We start from the raw sequence: 23,245 nt of genomic DNA on the forward strand, positions 1-23,245 counted from the left end.
GCATGAGTAGCAAACGCCCATCACGCCATCGACGATGGCCACCGCACGAGGTGTTACACATGAACTGCATCGAACTGAGCCACCAAGCCGACCTCATTGCCAGCACGTTCAGCAAGCAGGAACTCGCCAAGCTGGTGCTGGCCCTGAAAGGCAACCGGGAATCCCTCCAGCACGCCGTCGAGGTGATCGACACCGTCGACAGCCGCGCGGGCTACTCCCTCGACGATGCCTGGGACGAGGTGCTGACCGGCGACGCGACCCAGCTCGAAGAGGAGTGATGCGGAAAGCGAGACCCCTGGAAGCGGAATGACTCGCCTCCCCGGTGACATGGCATGACTAGCCATTGCCCATCCCGCCCCGCGGGGTGGGTTTTTTCATGCGGCCGGCCCCCCAGGGGCACCGATGTCGTTCGCAGGCGCACCTTTTTGTCTTTCACTGGTCAAACCTCCCGACTACAGGCAGGGTATGGGCACCGGCAAGCCAGAGGCCCGCTGCATCATGCCCTACGGAAGCCATACGGCAGACGCCCACCGCGTCGCTCACCGACTTGCAAGGAGGTTACCCATGAAGCGTTTTCTTCCCATCGTCGCCCTAGGCGCCCTGACCCTGGCGGGCTGCGCCAACACCTCGCCCTACTCGGGCAATGTCTACACCGGCAACCAGGCCAAGGTGGCCCAGAACGTGAGCGTGGGCACCATCACCGCCATGCGCCGGGTGCAGATCCAGGCCGGCGACCAGAACAGCGGCGCCATCGGCGGTCTCGGCGGCGCCGCCATCGGTGGCCTGCTGGGTAACCAGATCGGCGGCGGCTCGGGCCGGACGCTGGCCACCGCGGCCGGCGCCATCGGCGGCAGCGTGGCCGGCAAGAAGATCGAGGACAGCGCCAACCGCACGGATGCCTGGGAGCTCGAGATCCGCAAGCAGACCGGCCAGACCGTGGTGGTGGTGCAGAAGGCCGACCAGCCGTTCCAGGTCGGTCAGCAGGTGCGCCTGATCGGCACCGGCAACAACGTCAGCGTGGCGCCCTACTGAGCCCCGGCGGTTCGACGACGCTCAACGCAAAAGGCCCGCGGCGCATGCCGCGGGCCTTTTCGGTCCAGAGGCGCCGGCTCAGTGGAAATTGGCCTTGCGCATCGCCCAGCACGCCAGCTTGCCACCCACCAGCGCGATCACCGCGATGATGATCAGCGTCAGCAGCAGGTCCACCGGCCGCACGATGGCCGTCGCGGCCAGCACGGCGATGGCCGGGCTCCACACCCAGCGGTCGTCCTCGCTGCGCAGCACGGCGGGAATCAGCTTGTCGAGCCCCGCGCTGACGGAGGCCTCCCAGCGGCTCAGGCACAGGAAGAGGATCACGGCAAAGGCGATCAGCCAGATGACGGTCACGGTCATGGAGGGTCTCCAACAGGGAACGAAGGACAAGGGGAAAAGGTGTCGCAGCAAAGGGTATCCCTGCCTTCGGAAGCACGCAACCACGGGACACGGCGTGAATCGCACTCAGGATCGTACCGGGCAAGCTGAAAAATCTCCTTGCGCCACTGACAGTCCCCGGGAAGCCACGTTACCATGCGCGCACACGCACTCATCGATAGGTTCATCATGCAAATCGCACAGAATTCCGTTGTGGCCTTCCACTACACCCTGACCAATGATGCAGGGGAAGTGCTGGACAGCTCGGAAGGCCGTGAGCCGCTGACTTACCTCCACGGCGCCGGCAACATCATCCCGGGCCTCGAGAAGGAAATGGAAGGTCGTGCGGCTGGCGACAAGCTCCAGGCCAAGGTCGCCCCTGAAGAAGGCTACGGCGAAGTCCAGCCGCAGCTGGTGCAAGAAGTCCCGCGCGACGCCTTCCAGGGCGTCGAGAGCATCGAGCCGGGCATGCAGTTCCAGGCGCAGACCCAGGGCGGCCCGCTGATGGTCACCGTGACCCAGGTCGAAGGCGACACCGTCACCGTCGACGGCAACCACCCGCTCGCCGGCCAGACCCTGAACTTCGACGTCGAGATCGCCGAAGTCCGCGAGGCCAGCCAGGAAGAGGTCGAGCACGGCCACGTCCACGGCGAAGGTGGCCACGAGCACTAAGCTCCCGCCAGCCAGAACGAAAAAGGGGCAGCCTCCGGGCTGCCCTTTTTCATGCCCGAGACGAACGTGCCTGACCACTGAGCCGGCTCACTCCGAAGCCCTCGGCATCGCCTTCAGGGTCAGGTAGCCGCCTGCCAGCCGGGTCGCGGTGGTGATCAGGCAGGCCACCGCGAAGAGACCGGCCAGCAGCGGGAAGTGCGCCGGCCACAGGCAGAAGGCCACCAGCGCCAGCAGCGTCTCGGTACCTTCGGTCAGCCCGTTCAGGTAGTAGAAGGCCTTACGCGGGAAGCGCGGCCGGTCCAGTGCGTGGCGGGCGGCCATGATGGCGAAGGCCAGAAACGACGTGCCGGTGCCGATGAAGGCGAACAGCAGCAGGCTCGCGGCCAGGGCGTTGGCGGCCGGGTCGGCCAGGGCGAAGCCCAGCACCACGGCGGCGTAGAAGACGAAGTCCAGGCCAATATCGAGAAAGCCCCCGGCGTCGCTGGCGTGATCGGTCAGTCGCGCCAGGGTGCCGTCCAGGCCGTCGCCCAGCCGGTTGAGCAGGACGGCGACGAGGGCCGCGCCGTAGGCCTCCATGGCCAGCAACGGCAGCGCCAGCATCCCGACCACAAAGGCCGCGACGGTCACCTGGTCCGGCCGCACGCCGGTCTTGGCAAGCCTGTGCGCCAGCCACTTGAGCGGCCGCTGGGTCAACGGCATGGTCCAGCGATCGAGCATCAGGCCTCCCTCTTCTCGTTCAGACCGTCATTGCCCGGCGGCTCCCTTCCCGTCTCGTCGCGCTCCGCCGTGTCGCGGGCGTTCGACGCCCGCTCCTCGCCGCGCCGCCAGGCGAAATAGCGCTCGAGCCAGGCCAGCAGGCGCGCCGGCTTGTGGGCGTTCTTCCACACCCCGGCGGTGGCCTTCACCGCTTCGCTGCGGGTCGGATAGGGGTGCACGGTGCCGAGCAGCTTGTTGAGCCCGATGCCGTGGGTCATGGCCAGGGTGAACTCGGCCAGCATCTCGCCCGCGCCCGCGCCGACCAGGGTGGCGCCCAGCAGGCGGTCGCGCCCCGGCACGGTGAGCACCTTGACGAAGCCCTCCCGCTGGCCGTCGGCGATGGCGCGGTCGAGTTCGGACAGCGCGTAGCGGGTCACCTCGACCTCGATGCCGCGCTCGCGTGCCTCGCGTTCGTTGAGGCCGACCCGCGCCACCTCCGGGTCGGTGAAGGTCACCGCCGGCAACGCCCGATAGCTGACCCGAAAACGCCTGAGCTCGCCGAACAGGGCATTGACCGTGGCGTGCCAGGCCTGGTGTGCCCCGGCGTGAGTCAGCTGGAAGGGGCCGGCCACGTCGCCGCAGGCCCAGACGTTGGGCAGCACCGAGCGCAGCGTCTCGTCCACCGCCAGGGTGCCGTCCGGAGCGGTCTCGACGCCCAGGGCCTCGAGCCCCAGGCCGGACACGTTGGCGCGCCGCCCCACCGCCACCAGCAGCCGGTCGAAGGGCAGCGTCTCGACGCGCGTCTCCTCCCCCTTCTCCCCTGTCTGGCCGACCTCGATCTCCAGGCCCTGGCCGCCGTCGTCATCCGTCACCACCCGCAGCGCCTTGGCCGTCAGATGCACTTCGACGCCCTCATCGCGCAGCCGCGATGCCACCTCGGCGGCGACGTCCTCGTCTTCCCGCGGCAGCAGCTGGTCGCCCAGCTCCACCAGGCTCACCCGGCTCCCCAGCCGCGCGAAGCTCTGGCCCAGCTCGCAGCCGATGGGCCCGCCGCCCAGCACCAGCAGCCGCTCGGGCAGCGCCTCGAGCTGCCAGAGGGTGTCCGAGGTCAGCGGCTCGGTCTTCTCGATGCCCGGCAACGGCGGCACCCAGGGCGAGGCGCCGCTGGCGATGATCACATGGCGGGCGGTGATCACCCGCTCGCCCTCGCTTCCGAACACGCGAACCCGCCAGGGGTCGTCCAGTCGCGCCTCGCCCTGGACGACCTCGACGCCTAGCCCCTCGTAGCGCTCGCGGCTGTCGTGGGGCTCGATCTCGCGGATCGCGCCGCGCACGTGGCCCATGACGGCGGCGAAATCGACCCTCGGCTTGCCCGCCTCGACGCCATAGCGCGGCGCCCGGCGCACCTCCTCGGCGGCACGCGCCGCGCGAATCAGCGCCTTGGAGGGCACGCAGCCGGTGTTCAGGCAGTCACCGCCCAGCCGGTCGCGCTCCACCAGCGCCACCCGGGCCTTCACCGCGGCGGCGATGTAGCTCGCCACCAGCCCGGCCGAGCCGCCACCGATCACCACGATGTCATGATCGAAGCGCGTCGGCCGGGAGAAGCGCCGCGCCAGCCGGCGCCGCTTGGCCACGCCGATCAGCCCCCGGGCCAGCCAGGGAAACAGCCCGACCAGGGCGAAGGACAGGATCAGCCCCGGCGACAGGATACCGGACAGGGACTCGAGATCTCCCAGCTCGCGGCCGGCGTTCACGTAGACCGCGGTGCCCGGCAGCATGCCCAGCTGGCTGACCCAGTAGAAGGTGGTCAGGCGCATCCGCGTCAGGCCCATCACCAGATTGATGACGAAGAACGGAAACAGCGGAATCAGCCGCAGGGTGAAGAGATAGAAGGCGCCTTCGCGGCGAATGCCGGCATTGACGCGCTCGAGCTGGGCGGCGAAGCGCCGTTCCAGCGGCGCGCGGGCCAGCGTGCGGGCGATCAGCGCGGCCAGGGTCGCGCCCAGGCTGCTGGCGAACGAGATCAGCAGAAGCCCCCAGCCGAAACCGAACAGCGCCCCGCCGAGCAGCGTCAGCAGCGCCGCGCCCGGCAGCGACAGCGCCGCCATGGCCACATAGAGCGCGAAGAACCCCCCGGCCACCGTCAGCGGCTCCGCCGCCAGCCAGGCCTGGAAGCGGGCCTGTTCGGCTTTGAGAGACTCCAGCGTCAGCAGCTGGTCGGCGCCGGAGAGAAAGAAGGCGGCGAAGGCCAGCACGATAAGACACAGCAGCAGCAAGCGTCGCTTGGTCAAGTCGGTCTCCCTGTTCCATGGTGAGGTCTCGCCCCTGAGTCGTCGCCAGGCACTTCCCCTTACACTGGCGGTCAACCGCGTGTAAGGAAAGCCGATCCCGATCGACGACGCTCCATTGCATCCTGGAGGAGGTCCCCATCATGACACTCAACCGCTCGATCCGCCTGCCCGCCCTGCCGCTGCTGCTCGCCACCGCGTTCGCCGGCCCCGCGACCGCCGAGTCCGACAGCACTGCCATCGACGGCCCTGCGAAGGAAAGCGCCGTGTTCGGCGGCGGCTGCTTCTGGTGCGTGGAAGAGGCCTACGACAAGGTCGAGGGCGTGGTCGCCACGACCTCGGGCTTCGCCGGCGGCGAGCTGGAGAACCCCAGTTACGAGCAGGTCTCGTCCGGCGACACCGATCACATCGAGGTGGTGAAGGTGGAGTACGATCCCGAGCGGGTCGACTACCGCACCCTGCTCTATGTGTTCTGGCGCAACATCGATCCCTTCGCCGTCAATCGCCAGTTCTGCGACCGGGGCCGCCCCTACCAGAGCGCCATCTTCCCCGAACACGCCGACCAGCGCGCCATGGCCGAGGCGACCCGCGACGCCATGGCCGAGCGCTTCGGCCGCGAGATCGGCGTCGAGATCCTCGACTTCACGGCCTTCTACCCCGCCGAGACCTATCACCAGGACTACTACGACAAGAACCCGGTGCGCTACAACTTCTACAAGTCGGCCTGCGGGCGCGAGGACCGGCTGCAAGAGGTCTGGGGCGACGAGGCCGAGGCCTACGCCATGCCCTGAGCCGCGGCCTCCTCGGCCGCCCGACGTCGCTCGCCGCGGCGCAGCCGCAGGGCCAGCGTCAGGGTGATCGCCAGCACCAGGGCGCCGCCGAGCAGCACGCCCGGCCAGGCCCCCGCGCGCCAGAACGGCTCGAGCCACAGCCCACCGAGGCTGGCACCGAGGTAGTAGAACACCAGATAGAGCGCCGAGGCGCTGCCCCGGGCGCGCCGGGCCTGGCGCCCCACCCAGCCCGAGGCCATGGAGTGGGCCAGGAAAAAGCCGAAGGCCGCCAGGGTCAGCCCGCCCAGGATGATCGGCAGCGAGGACGCCAGCGTCAGCGCCATGCCCGAGGCCAGCAGCAGCGTGCCGAGCGCCATGCAGGTCGGCGGCGAGGCGCGGCGCACCAGGCGCCCGGACATCGACGAGCCCAGCGTGCCGCCCAGGTAGGTCAGGAACAGCAGCCCCAGCCAGCGGGCGTCCAGCGCGAAAGGCTCGGCCGCCAGGCGGAAGGTCAGGTAGCTGTAGAGATTGATGAACACCAGGAAGTTGAGCCCGCCCAGCAGGTAGGCCCCGCGCAGCTCGGGCTGGCGCAGGTGCCCGGCCAGATCGCCGAGCGCCTCGCCCAGCCGGAAGCGCCGCGGGGTGAAGCCCCGGGACGCCGGCAGCAGCCACCAGAACAGCGCCACCCCGGCGAGCGTCAGGCCGCCGACCCACAGGAAGCTCGCCGAGATCCCGGCCGACTCCGCGGCCCAGCCGCCGATCACCCGCCCCGAGATCCCGCCCAGCGAGTTGGCGGCGATGTAGAGCCCCACCGCCGGCAGCATCGCCGAGGGCTCGAATTCATCGCCCATCCAGGCGATCGCCACCGCCGGCAGCCCGCCCAGCACGAAGCCCTGCACCACGCGCAGTGCCAGCAGCGCCTCGAAGCCCGGCGCCACGGCCAGCGCCAGCGACAGGCCGCCGGCCGCAAGCAGCGTCAGGCGCATGATACCGCCGCGCCCGATGGCATCAGACAGCGGGCCGAACACCAGCAGGGCCGCGGCCAGCGACAGCGTGGCCAGCGACATCGCCAGGTTGGCGACCAGGGTCGAGACCCCGTGGGCCTGATGCAGCGACGGCAGCAGCGGTTGCACCACGTAGAGATTCAGAAACACGAGGAAGGAACCCAGGCTCAGGGCCAGGGTCGCGCGCCACCAGGCGCGGCTGTGAGCGTCGATCATAGGTCCTCCGGGTTGGCCGACCATGATCGAAGGCGCACAATGATAAGCCAAGCAGAAGTTAATGATCGTACTCATCGGATTGTCTTATGGCCCTGCCCTTCGACCTGCGCAGCCTCGGCGTCTTCCTGGCGGTGGTGGACCAGGGCGGCTTCAGCGCCGCCGCCCGCTCGCTGCACCTGGCCCAGTCCGCGGTCAGCCAGACCATCGCCAACCTGGAACATCGCCTCGATCTCACCCTCTTCCACCGCCACGAGCGGCGCATCGGCCTGACCGCCGAGGGCGAGGCGCTGGTCGAGCACGCCCGCGACCTGCTGGCCCGAGCCGAGGCGGCCGAGCTGGCCATGCGGGAGCTGCACGGGCTGGTGAAGGGCGAACTACGCATCGGCATTCCCTCGATGCTGGGCTCCTACTATTTCCCGCCGCTGCTGATGGGCTTCAAGGAACGCCACCCGGGCATCCGGCTGACGGTGTTGGAGGCCGGCGCGCGCCGCCTGCAGCGCATGATCGCCGCGGGCGAGCTGGATCTGGGCGTGGTGATCGACGACGGCGAGAGCCGCCATCTGACGCGCCAGCCGCTGGCGCGGGAGGAGATGGTGGTATGCGTGCCCCGGGAGCATCCCTTCGCCGGGCGGGACCGCGTCACGCCCGAGGACTTCTTCGCCGAGCCGCTGGTGCTGTTCCAGGACGGCTACTTCCATCGCGAGTTCATCGACGCCCTGGCACGGGACACCGGCGCCAGCGCCAACGTCGCCTTCGAGTCGAACCTGATCCCGCTGACCAAGGCCATCGTGCGCCAGGGCTACGGCATCACCACCTTTCTCAGGCGCGTGGTCGAGGAACCGGAGCTGGCGGCGGTGCCCTTCGACCCGCCGGCCTGGCTGGCGCTGTCGCTGGCCTGGAAGGAAGGCGCCTACCTGTCCCGGGCGGAACAGGCGTTCGTGGAATTCGCGCTGGAGAACCGCTGAGTCAAGACCACGGGACGAGGCTCGCCAACATGTCCCAGCCGATGGGCTTTACCGACGACAAGCCTTCGCGAGGGCGCTGTGAACCCATCCCTGGGAGCTACTTTTGCCATCCATGGCAAAAAATCCTCGCTACACCTTGTCCTCGGCGCCCATCACTTCCAAGCGGCCAGGAAGACAGACTCAGCCCTCGCCGCGATCGTACTGGATATCATCGAGGCGGCGGGCCAGATGCACGTCGTCAAGCGGGCGGCGGGCCTGCCAGTAGTAGTGGCGCCAGTAGCGGTTGTCGAGGGAGGATATCTTGACGCCGCGGGAGGTCGAGGCGTGAAGGAAGCGTCCCTGCCCCACGTAGATGCCGACGTGGTGGTAGTAGCCGGGAGGCTGGAAGAACACCAGATCGCCGGGCTGCAGGGCGTCGCGGGTCACCGATTCGCCCTCGCGGACCTGCTGGGTGGTGGTGCGCGGCAGCTCCAGGCCGAAGGCCTCGGCGAAGACGCGCTGGACCAGGGCGGAGCAGTCGATGCCGCGGCGGGTAGTGCCGCCAAGCCGGTAGGGGGTGCCGAGCCAGCGTTCGTGCTCGTCGAGCAGCGCCTGGCGTACCTGGGCCGGCGGCGGATGGCGCAGGCCACGCATCTCGAGAACGGGATTGTCGACCGGCGACATCTGACCGGGCAGCCCCGGCATGTCACGGGCGAAATAGTCGTCCACCGGCGCCTTCGTTCCACCACCGCCGGCACAGCCGGTCAGCAGCAGCAGCGTCATGCCTGCGAGTGAAACGCGACACCGGGTCGGCATCCCTGTCCTCTTTGCCATCCTTGTCTCTCGATCGCCATCATCGTGCCGGCCGGGCCGGCAATCACGCATCATAACCGGCACAAGGGTTTAATGCAGCTGTCGGCCGTCGCCGGGCAGCGTATCCACGTGCATGGGCGCCCAGTGACGCGGGCGCGCACCGGGGAAATCCAGGCTCGCCCAGGCGCCGGCCATGGGCGGCGCCGCGGACAGCCAGCTCACCAGTGCCTGGCGGAAGCCGCTGAGGAAGGCCTCGCGCTCCGGCGTCTCGCCCATGAAGAAGGAGAAGCCGGCAAGCAGGCCACGGGCGTACTCTTCCCAGCCGCCGTAATGGCGCGCGGCCAGGGTGTGGGCCCGGCCCAGGAAGGCCAGGAAGTCGGCCTCGGTGAGCCAGCCGAGCTGGCGACCGGCGATCGCCAGATCCACCGCCTGGGCCAGGTCCCAGGCGGTCATATCGAGCTCGTTGCAGCCGTCCTCGCCGTCCCGCACACGGATCAGGCGCAGCAGGTGGTTGCGCTCCTCCTCGCTGCACTCGCCGGATTCCAGGGTAGCGATCTCCGAGGCCAATCGTTCGCAATTGAGGGTATAGGGGGCATAGTTGATCTGGTATTCCTGGCGATCGCCCGCCTCCAGCAGGTAGTCCACGAAATCGGCCAGCTCGCCGGCGGTATGCAGGGCGTAGTGACCATCGACCCACTCGCGGATCGAGGCGCACTCGCGTTCGCTCTCAGGCTGGGGCAGGCTCCAGGCCGGGCTGTTCAACGGCCCCACCAGCGCCATGGCGGTGAAGTGCGACAGGCTCGGCCGCGGGCCGGGCTCCTGCCATTCGCCGCTGCTCCAGTCCAGCCAGTGGAAGACGCTGCCGGGATCGTCCTGGTGCCAGCGGATCTCGGCCACCAGCGACGGCTGATCGGGCTCGGGCAGCAGCGCCTCCCACTGTGCCCAGGCCGCGAGCAGGCGCCGCGGGCTGGTGTAGAAACGGCTCAGCGAGCCATGCAGGGCCGCGGTGAGCTCGGACAGCCGCGCGGCGTCGAAGAGCCCGCTGTCCATGGCCATCTGCAGGTGGAAGGCGTACTTCTCGGCCATGTGAATGGTCGCCGCGTGGCGACTGGCCTGGCCCAGGGCATCCCGGGCGGCCAGATCCTGCCTGCCGGGACGGCCGAACGGCGTGGCGGCGGTCGGCAAGGCGCCGTGGGCACCGTCCGCCGCCAGCTGATTGAGATGATGCGCCTGGGCCGGCAACCAGTAGCGCGAGAGCGCCTCGGGGCCTTCGTCGGCGTGCAGGTCGAGGGTCTCGGCGAGGTAGCGGCGGGCGTCCTGCCGACGCGCCTCCGGCAGCATCGGCGCCACGCCCTGGCGCAGCGCCAGCTCCGGCTCGCGCACCGCGGCCAGCGCCAGCACCCAGTGGCGAGGGTCGCGACGCCAGTCGCGCATGGCCCGACGCGAGGCCTCGAGCTGCGCCTCGTCGACGATCTCCGACAGCGGCGTGCGCCAGGGGCTGACCGGCGACTGCAGCAGCAGCGCCCAGTCGACGTCGAAGGCGCCGCGCAGGTCGCGGGCCTCGAACAGGCTGCGTCCGCGCTGGTAAGCCCGGGCCAGCGCCACCCAGTCGCTGTAACGGTGCATGGCCATGTCGGCGCCGTGCAGCGCGAAGTGGCGCGCCTCCTCGTCGTCGAGCCAGCCCATGCACAGGCCGGCCCAGGCCAGATCGATCAGGCGCAGCCAGTCCCAGGCGGCCCACTCCAGGGGCTCGCCGCTCTCAACCAGGGTCAACAGCACCCGGCCGGCGGACTGGTCGCGGGGCGCGAGGCCCTCCCACCAGGCCCGACGTTCCTCGGCCGCCGCCGACAGCAGGCGGGTGGCGTCCAGGTCCCAGGCCTGGCGGTCGCCCTGGGAGGCCAGCCACAGCAGCACCCGAATCAGCTCGTCGCGCCCCTGGACCTGCCAGGCCTCGGTCAGCCAGCCCTCGAGCCCTTGCCAATCGAGCGGCGCGGCCCGGGGCTCGAGCACGGGGCTGAAGGCCGCGCGCAGCCGCCAGACCCGGTCGACCGGATCATCGGGCCACAGCGCCTGTTCAGGGCGCGAATCGGCCAGCCACTCGCGCATCATCTCCCAGGTGACGCCCTCGCCCTGGTGCTCGAGGGCGGCCAGGGCCTCGCAGGCCTCGCTGAAGCCGTCATCGCCCTGGACCCAGCCCACGGCGCTACGCGCCCGGCACAGCGCATCCAGCCACGCCTCCAGGCCGTGATAGCGACTACCAATCTCTTCGGCTAGGCGCTGTGCCCAGGCCCGTGCTCGGGTCTCGCCGAGCCAGCCGGCGGCGCCGCCGAGGGCTGCCAGTTCCAGGGCAGAGAGCAGACGCGCCGGATCGGCCTCACCACCGCCTCCGAATGCCTCGAGCAGCCGCCATCCCAGCTCGCCGCGATCGACGACCCCGAGCCCTTCCAGGCGGGCCGCTGCCACCTCGGCGTCCAGCGTCAGGGGATCGGGGGCGAAGGCCCAATCACACAGCACCAGCTGCTGGGCCCACCAGGCATTCAGGGGATCGACCAAGGCACACCTCGCCACACAAGCAAACGTTCGGAACGGCGCCGAAGCGCCGCGGGAAATTCGGCGACACAGTGTAACGGAAAGCGCCGCCGGCGCCGATGCTCGAAATCACTCGGAGAGACGTCGATCCGGGGCTTGGCGGCGTGTTCTAAATAATGCACACTCGTAAAACATAACGCATCACAAGCTCGCCTTGTGTCAACGATGGCGAGAGACAGCCGAGAGAGTGCCGATGACATCCCCGAGCGACCTGCTGATCGACAAGGCCTACGTGGCCGGCCAGTGGCGCGCCGCCGAGCGACGCTTCCCCGTGACCGACCCCGCCACCGGCGAGGTGCTGGCCGAGGTCCCCGACCTGAGCGCCGACGACGCCCGTGAGGCCGTGGCCGCCGCCGAGGCGGCCTGGCCGGCCTGGCGCCGCCTGGCCGCCAAAGAACGTGCCGCCCTGCTGCGCGGCTGGTTCGAGCGCATCATGGCCCACCAGGAGGCCCTGGCCCGACTGATGACCCGCGAACAGGGCAAGCCGCTGGCCGAGTCCCGCGGTGAAGTCGGCTACGGCGCCAGCTTCGTGGAGTACTACGCCGAGGAAGCCAAGCGCGTGGCCGGCGAGACCCTGCCCGGCCACGGCGCCGACAAGCGCATCCTGGTGATGCGCGAGCCGATCGGCGTGATGGCCGCCATCACGCCCTGGAACTTCCCGCTGGCGATGATCACCCGCAAGTGCGCCCCGGCCCTGGCCGCCGGCTGCCCGGTAGTGATCAAGCCCGCGGAGGCCACCCCGCTGACCGCCCTGGCGCTGGCCAGGCTGGCCGAGGACGCCGGCTTCCCGGCGGGCGTGATCAACGTGGTGACCGCGGCCCGCCCGGCCGAGATCGGCGAGGTGCTGACCACCGATCCGCGAGTACGCAAGGTTTCCTTCACCGGCTCCACGCCGGTCGGCAAGCGGCTGCTGGCCCAGTGCGCCGGCACCGTCAAGAAGGCGTCCATGGAGCTCGGCGGCAACGCGCCCTTCATCGTCTTCGACGACGCCGACCTGGACGCTGCCGTGGAAGGCGCCATCGCCTCCAAGTTCCGCAACGCCGGCCAGACCTGTGTCTGCACCAACCGCTTCCTGGTGCAGGATGGCGTCTACGACGCCTTCATCGACAGGCTGGCAGCTCGCATGGCCGAGCTCAAGGTCGGCAACGGTCTGGACGAGGGCGTGCTCCAGGGGCCGCTGATCAATGACGCGGCGGTGGCCAAGGTACAGTCACACATCGCCGACGCCCTCGAGCACGGCGGACGGCTGGTGTGCGGCGGCGAGCCCCACCCCCTGGGCGGCACCTTCTTCCAGCCGACCCTGGTCGCCGACGTCACCGCCGAGATGAAGGTGGCCACCGAGGAAACCTTCGGCCCGCTGGCGCCGGTGTTCCGCTTCCACGAGGACGAGGAAGCGATCGCCATGGCCAACGCCACCGAGTTCGGCCTGGCCGCCTACTTCTATGCTCGCGACTACCAGCGCATCTGGCGCACCATGGAAGGACTGGAGTACGGCATGGTCGCCGTCAACGAGGGCCTGCTCTCCACCGAGCTGGCGCCGTTCGGCGGCGTCAAGGAATCCGGCCTGGGACGCGAGGGCTCGCGTCACGGCCTGGATGAATACACTGAACTAAAATACGTCTGTGTCGGCGGGCTCTGAGGCCCTATCGCTCTCTCAACAGGAGTCGTCTCCATGAACAACGCACAACTCAACGAGCTCAAGCAGCGCTACGTCGCCAGCGGCGCCGCCAGCCCGGCCACCCAGTTTGCCGACCGGGCCGAGAATGCCCTGATCTGGGACGCCGACGGCAACCGCATCATCGACTTCGCCGGCGGCATCGGCGTGCTCAACATCGGCCATCGCCATCCCAAGGTGGTGCAGGCGGTCAAGGACCAGCTGGACAAGGTGATGCACACCTGCCAGACCGTGATGCCCTACGAGGGGTACGTGAAGGTGGCCGAGAAGCTCAGCCAGGTGACCCCGGTGCGCGGTCACGGCAAGGTGATGCTCGCCAACTCCGGCGCCGAGGCGCTGGAGAACGCCGTCAAGGTGGCCCGCGCCGCCACCGGCCGCGACAACGTGATCTGCTTCACCGGCGGCTACCACGGCCGCACCTTCATGACCATGGCCATGAACGGCAAGGTCGCGCCCTACGCCACCGACTTCGGCAGCATGCCGGGCAATGTCTTCCGCGCGCCTTACCCGGTGCCGAGCGAGGGCGTCAGCGACGAGGACGCGCTGCGCGGTTTGAAGATGGCGCTGAAGACCGACGCCAATCCGAAGGACACTGCCGCCATCGTGCTCGAGCCGGTGCTCGGCGAGGGCGGCTTCCATGCGGCCTCGCCGGGCTTCCTCAAGGCCGTACGCGAGCTGTGCGACGAACACGGCATGCTGATGATCGTCGACGAAGTACAGTCGGGCTTCGGCCGCACCGGCAAGCTGTTCGCCATCGAGCACAGCGGCGTGGAGCCGGACATCATCACCATGGCCAAGAGCATGGCGGACGGCATGCCGATCTCCGCTGTGGTCGGCACCGACAAGGTGATGGACGCCTCCGGCGGCAACTCGCTGGGCGGCACCTACACCGGCAGCCCGGTGTCCTGCGCCGCGGTGCTGGCGGTGCTGGAGGTGTTCGAGGAAGAGCAGATCCTCGACAAGAGCCTGGCCCTGGGCGACAGGCTGGGCGAGCGCTTCACCCAATGGGAGCAGGCCTTCGACTGCGTGGCCAACGGCCGCCACCTGGGCGCCATGGCCGCCTTCGACCTGGTCACGGCCGACGGCAGCCCGGACGCCGACCTGGCCGGCGCGCTGTGCAAGAAGGCGCGCGAGAAGGGGCTGATCCTGCTGTCCTGCGGCCTGTGGGGCAACACCATCCGCTTCCTGATGCCGGTGACCATCGAGGACGAGGTGCTGGAGGAAGGCCTGGGCATCATCGAGGAGTGCCTTAAGGAAGTGGTCGGCAGCCAGGCCGCCGCCACCGCCTGATCCTGCGCTAGCCCCGAACGCACGCCGCCCGGCCAACTGGCCGGGCGGCGTGTTTCTGCGTGACCCTGCGGGTTCGATGGGCGCTGCCGGTCAGGCCTTCTTGACCTTGGCGATCACCCACAGCAATACCACCGCGCCGACGATGGCGGTGACCAGCGAGCCGATAAAGCCGCCGGCCTGAAGCCCCAGCAGGCTGAACAGGAAGCCGCCGACCACCGCGCCGACGACCCCCACTCCGATATTGCCCAGCAGCCCGAAGCCGCCGCCACGCATGATGTTGCCGGCGATCCAGCCCGCCAGCCCGCCGATGATCAACCAGGCGATGATGCTCATGGGTGTCTCCTTTTCCACTTCCTTGGGATGTGCCTGCCAGACTGCCGACATGCGGCGTCATAACGCAAGCTCAGAACGATGATCCGGGCCGGGCCAGGAAGGCCCGCTCTTCCTCGGTGGAACGCCGCCCGAGGGCGGCATTGCGATGCGGATAGCGGCCGAAGCGCTCCAGGATAGCGCGGTGCCGGCGCTCGGCGCGCAGGCTGTCCTCCAGGCCGGGCTGCTCGAACAACCGCGCCGCCTCGTCGTGGACGGCCAGCGACTCGCTGTGCATGTAAGGCATGTAGAGGAAGGCCTGCTCGCGCGCCGCGAGCGCGGCGTCATCCCCGGCGGCGACCGCCTCCCGGGCGAGCGCCAGCGCCTGCTCGTCGGCGGCGAAGGCTTCGGGGCCGTCGCGATGAAGGTGGCGCGAGAACTGATCCAGCACGATGATCTCGGCCAGCCGCCCCGTGGCCGAGCGTCGCCACTCGACGAACTCGCCGCGGCGAGCGGCTGCGTGGATCTCGGCGAACCGGCGCCGCACCTCGGCGTCCAGCTCAGGGTCCTTGCGGAACCACTGCGCGGGCGTCAGCTCGTCGAACCAGAAAGCGAGCACGTCGCTTGCCTTACTGCCTGCCATGGCGTCGCGCCTCCCTGTGGCTGGGCCATGCCCCGTCCCCGGCTGATATGCTCTCAGCATAGCAGCCCGCTCTCGATACCCGACAACGACCGACGCCCCATGACGCCCGGAGCCACCATGACCGCCTATCAGCTGATCTCGATGCTCGGCTATGCCTTCAACATCGTCGGCCTGCTCGTCTGCCTCGGCGGGCTGAGCCTGGCCCGGCGGCCACGGCATCGCTGGCTGGGTCGGCTGCTGGCCGTAGCAGGATTCGCGATCGCCGCGACCCCGCTGCTGGCGCAGCTTTTCGGCTGGGCGGAGCCGACGCCGGCCGGCGTGACGCCGCCTTCCTGAAAAAGAACTACCTACAGTTAGACGAAAGGCGTATGGCGGCGGCAAGGCAGTCCCCTAGACTGCCTCGTCACTGTCGTAATGTTAGCAACATAATCTCTTCCCTCGGCGGCGAGAACGCCAATGAGCGCCAGACGTTAAGGATTTTTCCGATATGCACGCCCTCACCCTCGCTTCCTTCCTGTTCTTTACAGGATTGGTCGCCTTCGTCACCTGGCGGATCACCCGCCGCGACGACCACGCCAGCACCAACGGCCTGTTCCTGGCCGGGCGCAGCCTGACCTTCCCGCTGATCGCCGGCTCGCTGCTGATGACGAACCTGTCGACCGAACAGATGGTCGGCCTCAACGGCGCCGCCTTCGCCGACGGCCTCAGCGTGATGGCCTGGGAAGTGGTCGCGGTCATCGCCCTGGTGCTGCTGGCGCTGTTCTTCCTGCCGCGCTTCCTGAAAAGCGGTATCGCCACCGTGCCCCAGCTGCTGGAGATCCGCTTCGACAAGGGCACCCAGCGTATCGCCAACGTGATCTTCCTGCTCGCCTATGCGGTGATCCTGCTGCCGATCATCCTCTATTCCGGCGCCATGGGCCTGCAGGGCATGCTCGACCTCCACGGGCTGACCGGCATCGAGTCCGATACCACCCTGCTGTGGCTGACCGTGTGGCTGGTGGGCCTGATCGGCGCCGTCTATGCGCTGTTCGGCGGCCTGCGCACCGTCGCGGTGTCCGACACCCTGAACGGCATCGGCCTGCTGATCGGCGGTTTCGTGATCGTCTACTTCGGCCTGCAGACCGTCAGTGACGGCAACGGCGTGCTGGCCGGCTGGGAGATCCTCAAGGAATCCCAGCCCGAGCGCCTGAACTCCATGGGCCGCGAGGACCAGCAGGTGCCCTTCGCCACCCTGTTCACCGGCGTGTTCCTGATCAACGTCTTCTACTGGACCACCAACCAGCAGATCATCCAGCGTACCTTCGCCGCCAAGAACCTGGCCGAGGGCCAGAAGGGCGTACTGCTGACCGGCCTGTTCAAGCTGCTCGGCCCGCTGTACCTGGTGCTGCCCGGCATCATCGCCTACCAGCTGTACGCCGATCAGGGCATCCAGGCCGACGAGGCCTACGGCCACCTGGTGTTCAACGTGCTGCCGCCCTACCTCACCGGCTTCTTCGCCGCGGTGATGGTCGGCGCCATCCTGTCGTCGTTCAACTCGGCGCTGAACTCCACCACCACCCTGTTCAGCCTCGGCTTCTACAAGGGCGTGCTCAACAAGGACGCCAGCGAGGCGCAGGTGGTGCGCGCCAGCAAGACCTTCGGCTGGATCATGGCGCTGATCGCCATGACCATCGCCCCGCTGCTGGCCGGCCAGGAAAGCCTGTTCGGCTACCTGCAGAAGATGAACGCCATCTACTTCATCCCGCTGCTGGCGGTGGTGCTGGTCGGCCTGCTGACCAAGCGCGTACCGGCCATGGCGGCCAAGATCGCCCTGGTGGGCGGCTGCCTGCTGATCTTCGCCGGCTACTTCATCCCGCCCTTCAACCAGCTGCCGCAGGTGATGCACGAGTTCCACTTCGTCGCCTCGGTCTTCGTGCTGCTGGTGGTGGCGATGCTGGTGATCGGCAAGCTGCGCCCGCGGGCCGAGGCCTGGGTCCACGAGGACAGCGGCGCCGTCGACCTGACCCCGTGGAAGGGCGCCGTGCCCGCCGGCATCGCGCTGGTGGTGCTGGTGATCGCCATCTACGCGGCCTTCGCCTGACGCCGCCCCGGCCTTGCCCCGCCGCGACGATGCCCCGCCCCGTGCGGGGCATCGTCGTTTCGGGCCGCGCCATGTCCCGATCAGTGGGAAACGGGTCATTGTGGACACGGCCGCCAGCCGCCAGACTTCAGACATCGTCCCGTTATGGAGCCCGCCGATGCCGGATGCTTCCCCGCCACGCCACGTCGTATTACTGGCCTATCCCGACTGCCAGGCGCTGGACGTCAGCGGCCCCTGGCAGGTCTTCGCCAGCGCCAACGACTGCGCCGGCCGGCGGCTCTACGACCTGGCACTGGTCGCCCGCGCGCCGGGCCCGCTTCGCACCAACGGTGGCCTGGCCATGGTGGCCGACCTCAACTGGGCGGGCCTGGCGGCCCGCGGCGCGCCGGATACCCTGCTGGTGGCCGGCGGCAGCGGCGTCTTCGCCGAGTGCAAGGCCGGGCACCATCTCGAGGGGCTGCGCCAGATGGCCCCGCGCGTCCGGCGCCTGGGTGCCATCTGCACCGGCGCCTTCCTGCTGGCCCGGGCTGGCCTGCTCGACGGCCGCCGGGCCACCACCCACTGGCGCCACGCGGAGGCCCTGGCGCAGGCCTATCCGACGCTGAGCGTCGAGCCGGATGCGCTCTACGTCGCCGACCGCGGCCGCTACACCAGCGCCGGGGTGACCGCCGGCATCGATCTGGCCCTGTCGCTGGTCGAGGCCGACCACGGCGGCGAGCTGGCCAGCCGCGTCGCCCGTGAGCTGGTGATGTTCCTGCATCGCCCGGGCGGCCAGTCCCAGTTCAGCGAAGCGCTCGCGCACCAGCGACGCACCAGCGGCCCGCTGCGCGAACTGCTCGATTCCCTGCACGCCGACCCGGCCGGGGATCATCGCCTGGAGCGCATGGCGGCACGGATAGCGGTCACCCCGCGCCATCTGTCGCGGCTGTTCCGGCGCCACCTCGATACCTCGCCCGGGGCCTACCTGACGCAGCTGCGCCTGGAGGGCGCCCGCCGAGAGCTGATCGACGGCCATCCCGCCCCGCCGCTCGACCGCCTCGCCGCCCGGTGGCGGCTGGGCGGCGCCGAACAGCTGCGCCGCCTGTTCCATCGCCGCTACGGCGTCCCGCCGTCGGTCTATCATGAGCGCTTCGGCGCCCGCACCGTCCCCCTCGAGGAGCCCACCGCATGCCCCTGACCGTCACGCTGCTCTCGCTGTGCCAGGCCCTGCTGGTCAGCGGCAACATCCTGCTGATCGCCGTGTCGCCGCTGATCGGCGCCCAGCTGGCGCCCTCACCGACCTGGTCCACCGCCCCGGTGGCGACCCAGTGGCTGGGCCTGATGTGCGCCACCATTCCCGCCTCGCTGATCATGGCGCGCCTGGGCCGGCGCCGCGGCTTCGTGCTCGGCCACCTGCTGGGGCTTGCCGGCACCGGGCTGGCCGTGGCCGCCCTCCAGGCCCAGGCGTTCGGTCTGTTCCTGCTCGCCACCTGGCTGATCGGCATCGGCATCGGCTTCGGCCAGCTGTATCGCTTCGCCGCGGTGGAGGCCGCCCCCGAGGGCGGCCGCGACCGGGCCATCGGCCTGGTGATGGGGGGCGGCGTGCTGGCGGCCTTCTTCGGCCCCTGGCTGGCCCGCCACAGCCACGCCCTGGCCGAGGTGCCCTACCTGGGCAGCTTTCTGGGCCTCGGCGCCCTCTACCTGCTGGCCCTGGCGCTGCTGGCCGGCATGCGCCTGCCCGAGCCCGGCCGGGATGCTGCCGAGGGCGAGCCGCGCCGGCTGGCCGAGATCGTCCGCCAGCCGGTGTTCCTGCTGGCAGTGGTCAGCGCCATGGTCGGCTACGGGGTGATGAACCTGGCCATGACCGCCACGCCGCTGGCCATGGCCGAGGTCGGCCACGGCTTCGATCACGTGGCCACCACCATTCAATGGCACGTGGTGGCGATGTTCCTGCCCTCCTTCGTCACCGGACGGCTGAGCGCCCGCTTCGGCGCCCCGCGGATGATCGCCGCCGGCTGCCTGCTGCTCGCGGCCAGCGCCCTGATCGCCCAGTTCGACGCGGGCCTCGCCGGCTTCCACACCGGGCTGGTGCTGCTCGGCCTGGGCTGGAACTTCGCCTTCCTGCCCGCCACCGGGCTGCTCACCGAGGCCCACTCCCCGGCCGAGAAGGCCCGCACCCAGGCCGCCAACGAGTTCCTGGTGTTCTCCACCGTGGCGATCACTGCGCTGCTGGCCGGCCCGATGGTGACGCTGCTGGGCTGGGCGAGCCTCAACCTGCTGCTGATCCCGCTGTGCCTGCTGCCGCTGGCGCTGCTCGGCGCCCGCCGCCTTGCCTTCTGGCGTCGCCGCCCGCAGATTAGGGGCTGACACGGATGCCGAGCGACGCCCCATGCCCCGAAACCTGACACGCGACCTGCTCGAGCGTGGCCGCGACCGCCAGCTGCGCCTGGCGGTCACCGGCCTGTCACGGGCGGGCAAGACCGCCTTCCTGACCTCGCTGATCGACCAGCTCCGCCACGCCGGGCTCGAGGCCCGCCTGGACCTGCTGCCCGCGGCGCGGGAAGGCCGACTGCTGGGCGCCCGCCGGGTCGAGCAGCAGGATCTCGGCGTGCCGCGTTTCCCCTTCGACCGAGCACTCGCCGCCCTAGACGCCGACCCGCCGCAGTGGCCGGCGCCGACCCGCGGCATCAGCGAGCTGCGCCTGTCGATCCGCTACCGCCCGAGCCGCCCCGGCTGGATCGGCGGCGACACCCGCCAGCTGACGCTGGACCTGTTCGACTATCCCGGCGAATGGCTGCTCGACCTGCCGCTGCTCGAGCACGACTTCGCCAGCTGGTGCCGGGCCCAGCGCTTCGACGGCGAGCGCGCCGCGCTGTTTGCCGGCTGGCAGCGCGAGGTGGCAGACCTGGACCCGGCCCAGGAAGTCGACGAGGCGCGCCTGGCCGAGATCGCCGAACGCTACGCCGAGGGCCTGCGGGCCGCCCGCGAGGCCGGCTTCTCGGACCTGCAGCCGGGCCGCTTCCTGCTGCCCGGCGAGCTCGAAGGCGCCCCGGTACTGCAGTTCTTTCCCCTGCCGGGGCTCGACGAGGCCGATCCGGCCGTGCTGGCGCAGCTGCCGCCCGAGAGCCTCTACGCCACCCTGGCGCGGCGCTTTCGCCACTACCAGCAGCACATCGTCAAGCCGTTCTACCGCGATCACTTCCGGCGCTTCGACCGCCAGATCGTGCTGGTCGACGTGCTGGGCGCGCTGAACGCCGGCCCCGAGCGCTTCGAGGACCTGTCGCGGGCGCTGACGCGGCTGATGCAGAGCTTCGACTACGGCCGACGCAGCCTGCTCTCGCGGCTGTTCGCCCCGCGCATCGACCGCCTGGCCATCGCCGCCACCAAGGCCGACCACGTGACCCCCGAGCAGCATCCGCGCCTCACCGGGCTGCTCCAGGCGCTGCTGGCCGAGCCGCTCAAGGATCTGCGCTTCGCCGACGTGCCGGTGCGCGCCCTGAGCCTGGCCGCGATCCGCGCCACCGAGGCCCGCGAGGTCGACCACCGCGGCCAGCGCCAGCCGGTCCTGCGCGGCACCACCCTCGAGGGCGAGGACACGCTGCTGTTTCCCGGCGAGGTGCCGGCCACCCTGCCCGACGCCAGCTTCTGGCGCCGCCAGGGCTTCACCTTCACCGCCTTTCGCCCCCAGCCCCGCGCCGGCGGCGCCCTGCCGCACATTCGCCTGGATGCCGCCCTGGAATGGCTGATCGGAGACAAGCTGACATGACCGCGCCCCGTGAATCCGACCCGCACCCCGCGCAGCGCTTCACGCTGGAGACCGAACCCGCCCCGAAGGCGCCCGAAACGCCGGCCCCGGAGCATCTGTTCGATCCGACGCAGGCCCATCATCCACTGACGCCGGCGGAGCCGGACGCCGCTCCCGGCGAAAGCGAGGCCGCCGTCACCGCCGGCCTGGCGCCGCCGAAGCGCCGCCGCTGGGGCCTGCTCGGGCTGCTGGTCGCGGGGCTCGGCCTGGGCGCCGGCGAGCTCGCGCTGTCGATGCCCGCAGCGCTGGTCGAGGGCGACTGGCTGGGCCTCGGCTGGGGGCTGCTGGGCCTCGGCGCCATCGGCCTCGGCGGCGGTGCCCTGGCCCGGGAGCTGTGGCGGCTGCGTCGCCTTCGCCGCCACGAGCGGCTGCGCGAGACGCTCGGCGCGCTGCCGGAGGCCTCCAGCCGCCAGGCACACTCCACCGCCGACCAGCTGCGCCGCCAGCTAGGCCTGGATGAGGACCATCCGCACTGGCAGGCCTTTCTCGCCGCCCATGAGCCCCACCACGACGGCCGCGAGACCCAGGCCCTACTGGCCCACCACCTGCTGGCCCCCCGGGACCGCGAGGCGCGGCGGCTGATCTCGCGGATGAGCGGCGAGACCGCGGTGATGGTGGCGCTGAGCCCGCTGACGCTGGTCGACATGGCGCTGGTGGCCTGGCGGCACCTGTCGCTGATCGACCGACTCTGCCGGCTCTACGGCCTGGAGCTCGGCTATGCGGCGCGGCTGAGGCTGTTTCGCCAGGTGCTGCGCGACATGGCCTTCGCCGGCGCCAGCGAGCTGGCCAGCGAGGCCGGCATGGAATGGCTGTCGCTGAACCTGGCCGGACGCCTCTCGGCGCGAGCCGGCCAGGGCATGGCGGTGGGCCTGCTAGGGGCACGGCTGGGGCTGCGCGCCCAGCGGCTGACCCGCCCGCTGGCCTTCGACGAGGCCGAGCGGCCCCGCGTCGCCGACCTGCGCCGCGAGCTGTGGGGCAGGATGCGGCGCCTGGAGCGTCGCGAGCAGGACGACAAGCGTTGATGAGGATCATCCCAGGCGGCCCGATGGGGTCTAGGCTGTAGGGTATGCCCCCGGCCATGCCAAGGAGAGATCCCATGTTCCACACCATCCTCGTGCCCATCGACGGCTCCGAGCACTCGCGGGTGGCGCTGTGCGTCGCCTGCAAGCTGGCCCGCCAGGAGGACGGCCAGCTGATCCTGCTGCACATTCCCGAGGCCCTGCCCCACGAACCGCTGCTGGTCTGGGGCATCGGCGCGGTGCCGATGGAATCGACCCTGGAGAAGCGCGACGAGGTCGGCCAGGCCCTGCTCGACCACGCCACCGAGGAGGCCAGGACCCTGGGCGTCGAACAGGTCAAGCCGGTGCTGACCCGCGGCGACCCCAGCCAGAAGATCCTGGCCGCCGCCGAAGAGCACGGCGTCGATACCATCGTCATGGGCAGCCGCGGCCTCGGCGATCTCAAGGGCCTGGTGGTGGGCAGTGTGTCGCACAAGGTCAGCCACGGCGCCGACTGCCGGGTGATCACCGTCCACTGACCCTGGCCGGCAACGGGCCATCCGGCGATCGGACGGCTAGGCTGAAGGGGCGGTATTCTCAGTCCCGGAGGTGCTGGCCATGTTTCGAACGATCCTGGTGCCCGTCGACGGCTCGTCACACGCCCGAAAGACGCTCTCCCTGGCCTGCCAGCTGCTGGCAGACCGCCAGGAGGCCTGCCTGCTGCTGCTCCATGTGCCCGAAGCCGCGCCCCACGACCCGCCGATGATGTGGGGCGTGGGCAGCGAGGCCGCGGCCGACTCCCGGGACGAACGCGAACGCCGCGCCCGGCAGCTGCTCGACACGGCCGCGGAGGAGGCCCGCGACCGGGGCGTGCGCCACGTCGAGCCCGAGCTGCGCTTCGGTGACCCCACCCGCACCATTCTCGAGCTGGCCGATGCCCGCAACGTGGATGCCATCCTGATGGGCAGCCGCGGCCTCAGCGACCTGCGCGGCCTGATCACCGGCAGCGTGTCGCACAAGGTCAGCCATGCGGCGGAGTGCAGCGTGGTCACCGTGCACTAGAC

The 23,245-nt window shown here is 70.1% G+C and carries 23 protein-coding genes; 15 read left to right on the forward strand and 8 right to left on the reverse strand.

The genetic code is table 11. The features are described 5' to 3' along the window. Positions 1 to 59: 59 nt before the first annotated feature. Positions 60 to 278, forward strand: a complete 219-nt coding sequence (locus C9J49_RS02855) for a hypothetical protein (RefSeq protein WP_035595246.1) — start codon at positions 60 to 62, stop codon at positions 276 to 278. A gap of 286 nt (positions 279 to 564) precedes the next feature. Next, positions 565 to 1,032 carry a glycine zipper 2TM domain-containing protein gene (locus C9J49_RS02860; protein WP_107180864.1) on the forward strand — a complete coding sequence of 156 codons (468 nt, stop codon included), beginning with the start codon at positions 565 to 567 and terminating at the stop codon, positions 1,030 to 1,032. A gap of 78 nt (positions 1,033 to 1,110) precedes the next feature. Here the strand turns inward: C9J49_RS02860 and C9J49_RS02865 are convergent, their stop codons facing one another. After that, positions 1,111 to 1,392, reverse strand: coding sequence for a hypothetical protein (locus C9J49_RS02865; protein WP_035595240.1), 282 nt, complete (start codon positions 1,390 to 1,392; stop codon positions 1,111 to 1,113). A 207-nt stretch (positions 1,393 to 1,599) separates the two neighbouring features. Here C9J49_RS02865 and C9J49_RS02870 point away from each other — a divergent pair, with 207 nt between their 5' ends. Next, positions 1,600 to 2,082, forward strand: a complete 483-nt coding sequence (locus C9J49_RS02870) for a peptidylprolyl isomerase (RefSeq protein ID WP_035595239.1) — start codon at positions 1,600 to 1,602, stop codon at positions 2,080 to 2,082. A gap of 87 nt (positions 2,083 to 2,169) precedes the next feature. Here the strand turns inward: C9J49_RS02870 and C9J49_RS02875 are convergent, their stop codons facing one another. Continuing rightward, on the reverse strand, positions 2,170 to 2,799 hold the full coding sequence (locus C9J49_RS02875; RefSeq protein ID WP_107180865.1) for a CDP-alcohol phosphatidyltransferase family protein: 630 nt from the start codon (positions 2,797 to 2,799) through the stop codon (positions 2,170 to 2,172). Continuing rightward, positions 2,799 to 5,069: an FAD-dependent oxidoreductase gene (locus tag C9J49_RS02880; protein WP_107180866.1), complete on the reverse strand. Its 2,271-nt coding sequence runs from the start codon at positions 5,067 to 5,069 to the stop codon at positions 2,799 to 2,801. Before C9J49_RS02880 ends, C9J49_RS02875 begins: the two co-directional genes overlap by 1 nt. Positions 5,070 to 5,209: 140 nt before the next feature. Here C9J49_RS02880 and msrA point away from each other — a divergent pair, with 140 nt between their 5' ends. Next, entirely contained in the window at positions 5,210 to 5,857 is a 648-nt protein-coding gene (gene msrA / locus C9J49_RS02885) for a peptide-methionine (S)-S-oxide reductase MsrA (RefSeq protein WP_107180867.1), read from the forward strand. Here the strand turns inward: msrA and C9J49_RS02890 are convergent. Continuing rightward, complete coding sequence (locus C9J49_RS02890; RefSeq protein WP_046080059.1) at positions 5,842 to 7,056, reverse strand: MFS transporter; 1,215 nt, start codon at positions 7,054 to 7,056, stop codon at positions 5,842 to 5,844. The two genes, msrA and C9J49_RS02890, sit on opposite strands and share 16 nt — an antisense overlap. Before the next feature lie 86 nt (positions 7,057 to 7,142). On the opposite strand from C9J49_RS02890, the gene C9J49_RS02895 reads away from it, so the two are divergent. Further along, positions 7,143 to 8,021: a LysR family transcriptional regulator gene (locus C9J49_RS02895; protein WP_107180868.1), complete on the forward strand. Its 879-nt coding sequence runs from the start codon at positions 7,143 to 7,145 to the stop codon at positions 8,019 to 8,021. A gap of 180 nt (positions 8,022 to 8,201) precedes the next feature. Here the strand turns inward: C9J49_RS02895 and C9J49_RS02900 are convergent, their stop codons facing one another. Both C9J49_RS02900 and C9J49_RS02905 read right to left on the reverse strand, forming a co-directional pair. Beyond that, positions 8,202 to 8,783 carry a C40 family peptidase gene (locus tag C9J49_RS02900; protein ID WP_107180869.1) on the reverse strand — a complete coding sequence of 194 codons (582 nt, stop codon included), beginning with the start codon at positions 8,781 to 8,783 and terminating at the stop codon, positions 8,202 to 8,204. 120 nt (positions 8,784 to 8,903) lie between these two features. After that, the gene (locus C9J49_RS02905; protein WP_107180870.1) at positions 8,904 to 11,366 is read right to left on the reverse strand and encodes a DUF1266 domain-containing protein; all 2,463 of its coding nucleotides are present in this window, start codon (positions 11,364 to 11,366) and stop codon (positions 8,904 to 8,906) included. 229 nt (positions 11,367 to 11,595) lie between these two features. On the opposite strand from C9J49_RS02905, the gene C9J49_RS02910 reads away from it, so the two are divergent. Beyond that, entirely contained in the window at positions 11,596 to 13,041 is a 1,446-nt protein-coding gene (locus C9J49_RS02910; RefSeq protein ID WP_107180871.1) for an NAD-dependent succinate-semialdehyde dehydrogenase, read from the forward strand. A 33-nt stretch (positions 13,042 to 13,074) separates the two neighbouring features. Next, positions 13,075 to 14,367, forward strand: a complete 1,293-nt coding sequence (gene gabT / locus C9J49_RS02915; protein WP_107180872.1) for a 4-aminobutyrate--2-oxoglutarate transaminase — start codon at positions 13,075 to 13,077, stop codon at positions 14,365 to 14,367. A gap of 90 nt (positions 14,368 to 14,457) precedes the next feature. Here the strand turns inward: gabT and C9J49_RS02920 are convergent, their stop codons facing one another. Both C9J49_RS02920 and C9J49_RS02925 read right to left on the reverse strand, forming a co-directional pair. Further along, positions 14,458 to 14,700, reverse strand: coding sequence for a GlsB/YeaQ/YmgE family stress response membrane protein (locus tag C9J49_RS02920; RefSeq protein ID WP_107180873.1), 243 nt, complete (start codon positions 14,698 to 14,700; stop codon positions 14,458 to 14,460). 70 nt (positions 14,701 to 14,770) lie between these two features. Then, entirely contained in the window at positions 14,771 to 15,319 is a 549-nt protein-coding gene (locus C9J49_RS02925) for a DUF924 family protein (protein WP_107180874.1), read from the reverse strand. A gap of 117 nt (positions 15,320 to 15,436) precedes the next feature. Between C9J49_RS02925 and C9J49_RS02930 the strand changes: the two genes are divergently transcribed. From C9J49_RS02930 to C9J49_RS02965, 8 genes are all read left to right on the forward strand, one after another. Beyond that, the gene (locus C9J49_RS02930) at positions 15,437 to 15,655 is read left to right on the forward strand and encodes a hypothetical protein (protein ID WP_107180875.1); all 219 of its coding nucleotides are present in this window, start codon (positions 15,437 to 15,439) and stop codon (positions 15,653 to 15,655) included. A 151-nt stretch (positions 15,656 to 15,806) separates the two neighbouring features. Then, positions 15,807 to 17,399 (forward strand): solute:sodium symporter family transporter, encoded by a 1,593-nt coding sequence (locus C9J49_RS02935; protein ID WP_107180876.1) that lies wholly within the window; start codon positions 15,807 to 15,809, stop codon positions 17,397 to 17,399. A 157-nt stretch (positions 17,400 to 17,556) separates the two neighbouring features. Next, positions 17,557 to 18,576, forward strand: coding sequence for a GlxA family transcriptional regulator (locus C9J49_RS02940; RefSeq protein WP_107180877.1), 1,020 nt, complete (start codon positions 17,557 to 17,559; stop codon positions 18,574 to 18,576). Then, a complete protein-coding gene (locus tag C9J49_RS02945) occupies positions 18,567 to 19,745 on the forward strand; it encodes an MFS transporter (protein ID WP_107180878.1) in 1,179 nt (392 codons plus the stop codon). The genes C9J49_RS02940 and C9J49_RS02945 overlap by 10 nt, the downstream gene beginning before the upstream one ends. 22 nt (positions 19,746 to 19,767) lie before the next feature. Further along, complete coding sequence (locus C9J49_RS02950) at positions 19,768 to 21,144, forward strand: YcjX family protein (RefSeq protein ID WP_046080049.1); 1,377 nt, start codon at positions 19,768 to 19,770, stop codon at positions 21,142 to 21,144. After that, positions 21,141 to 22,205 (forward strand): TIGR01620 family protein, encoded by a 1,065-nt coding sequence (locus tag C9J49_RS02955; RefSeq protein WP_107180879.1) that lies wholly within the window; start codon positions 21,141 to 21,143, stop codon positions 22,203 to 22,205. The genes C9J49_RS02950 and C9J49_RS02955 overlap by 4 nt, the downstream gene beginning before the upstream one ends. Positions 22,206 to 22,279: 74 nt before the next feature. Next, positions 22,280 to 22,720 carry a universal stress protein gene (locus C9J49_RS02960; RefSeq protein ID WP_035597241.1) on the forward strand — a complete coding sequence of 147 codons (441 nt, stop codon included), beginning with the start codon at positions 22,280 to 22,282 and terminating at the stop codon, positions 22,718 to 22,720. A 79-nt stretch (positions 22,721 to 22,799) separates the two neighbouring features. Next, on the forward strand, positions 22,800 to 23,243 hold the full coding sequence (locus tag C9J49_RS02965) for a universal stress protein (RefSeq protein WP_107180880.1): 444 nt from the start codon (positions 22,800 to 22,802) through the stop codon (positions 23,241 to 23,243). The last annotated feature ends 2 nt before the right edge of the window (positions 23,244 to 23,245 follow it).

Source organism: Halomonas sp. SL1 (genome assembly GCF_003030865.2).
In the GTDB taxonomy this organism is placed as follows: Bacteria; Pseudomonadota; Gammaproteobacteria; order Pseudomonadales; family Halomonadaceae; genus Halomonas; species Halomonas halophila.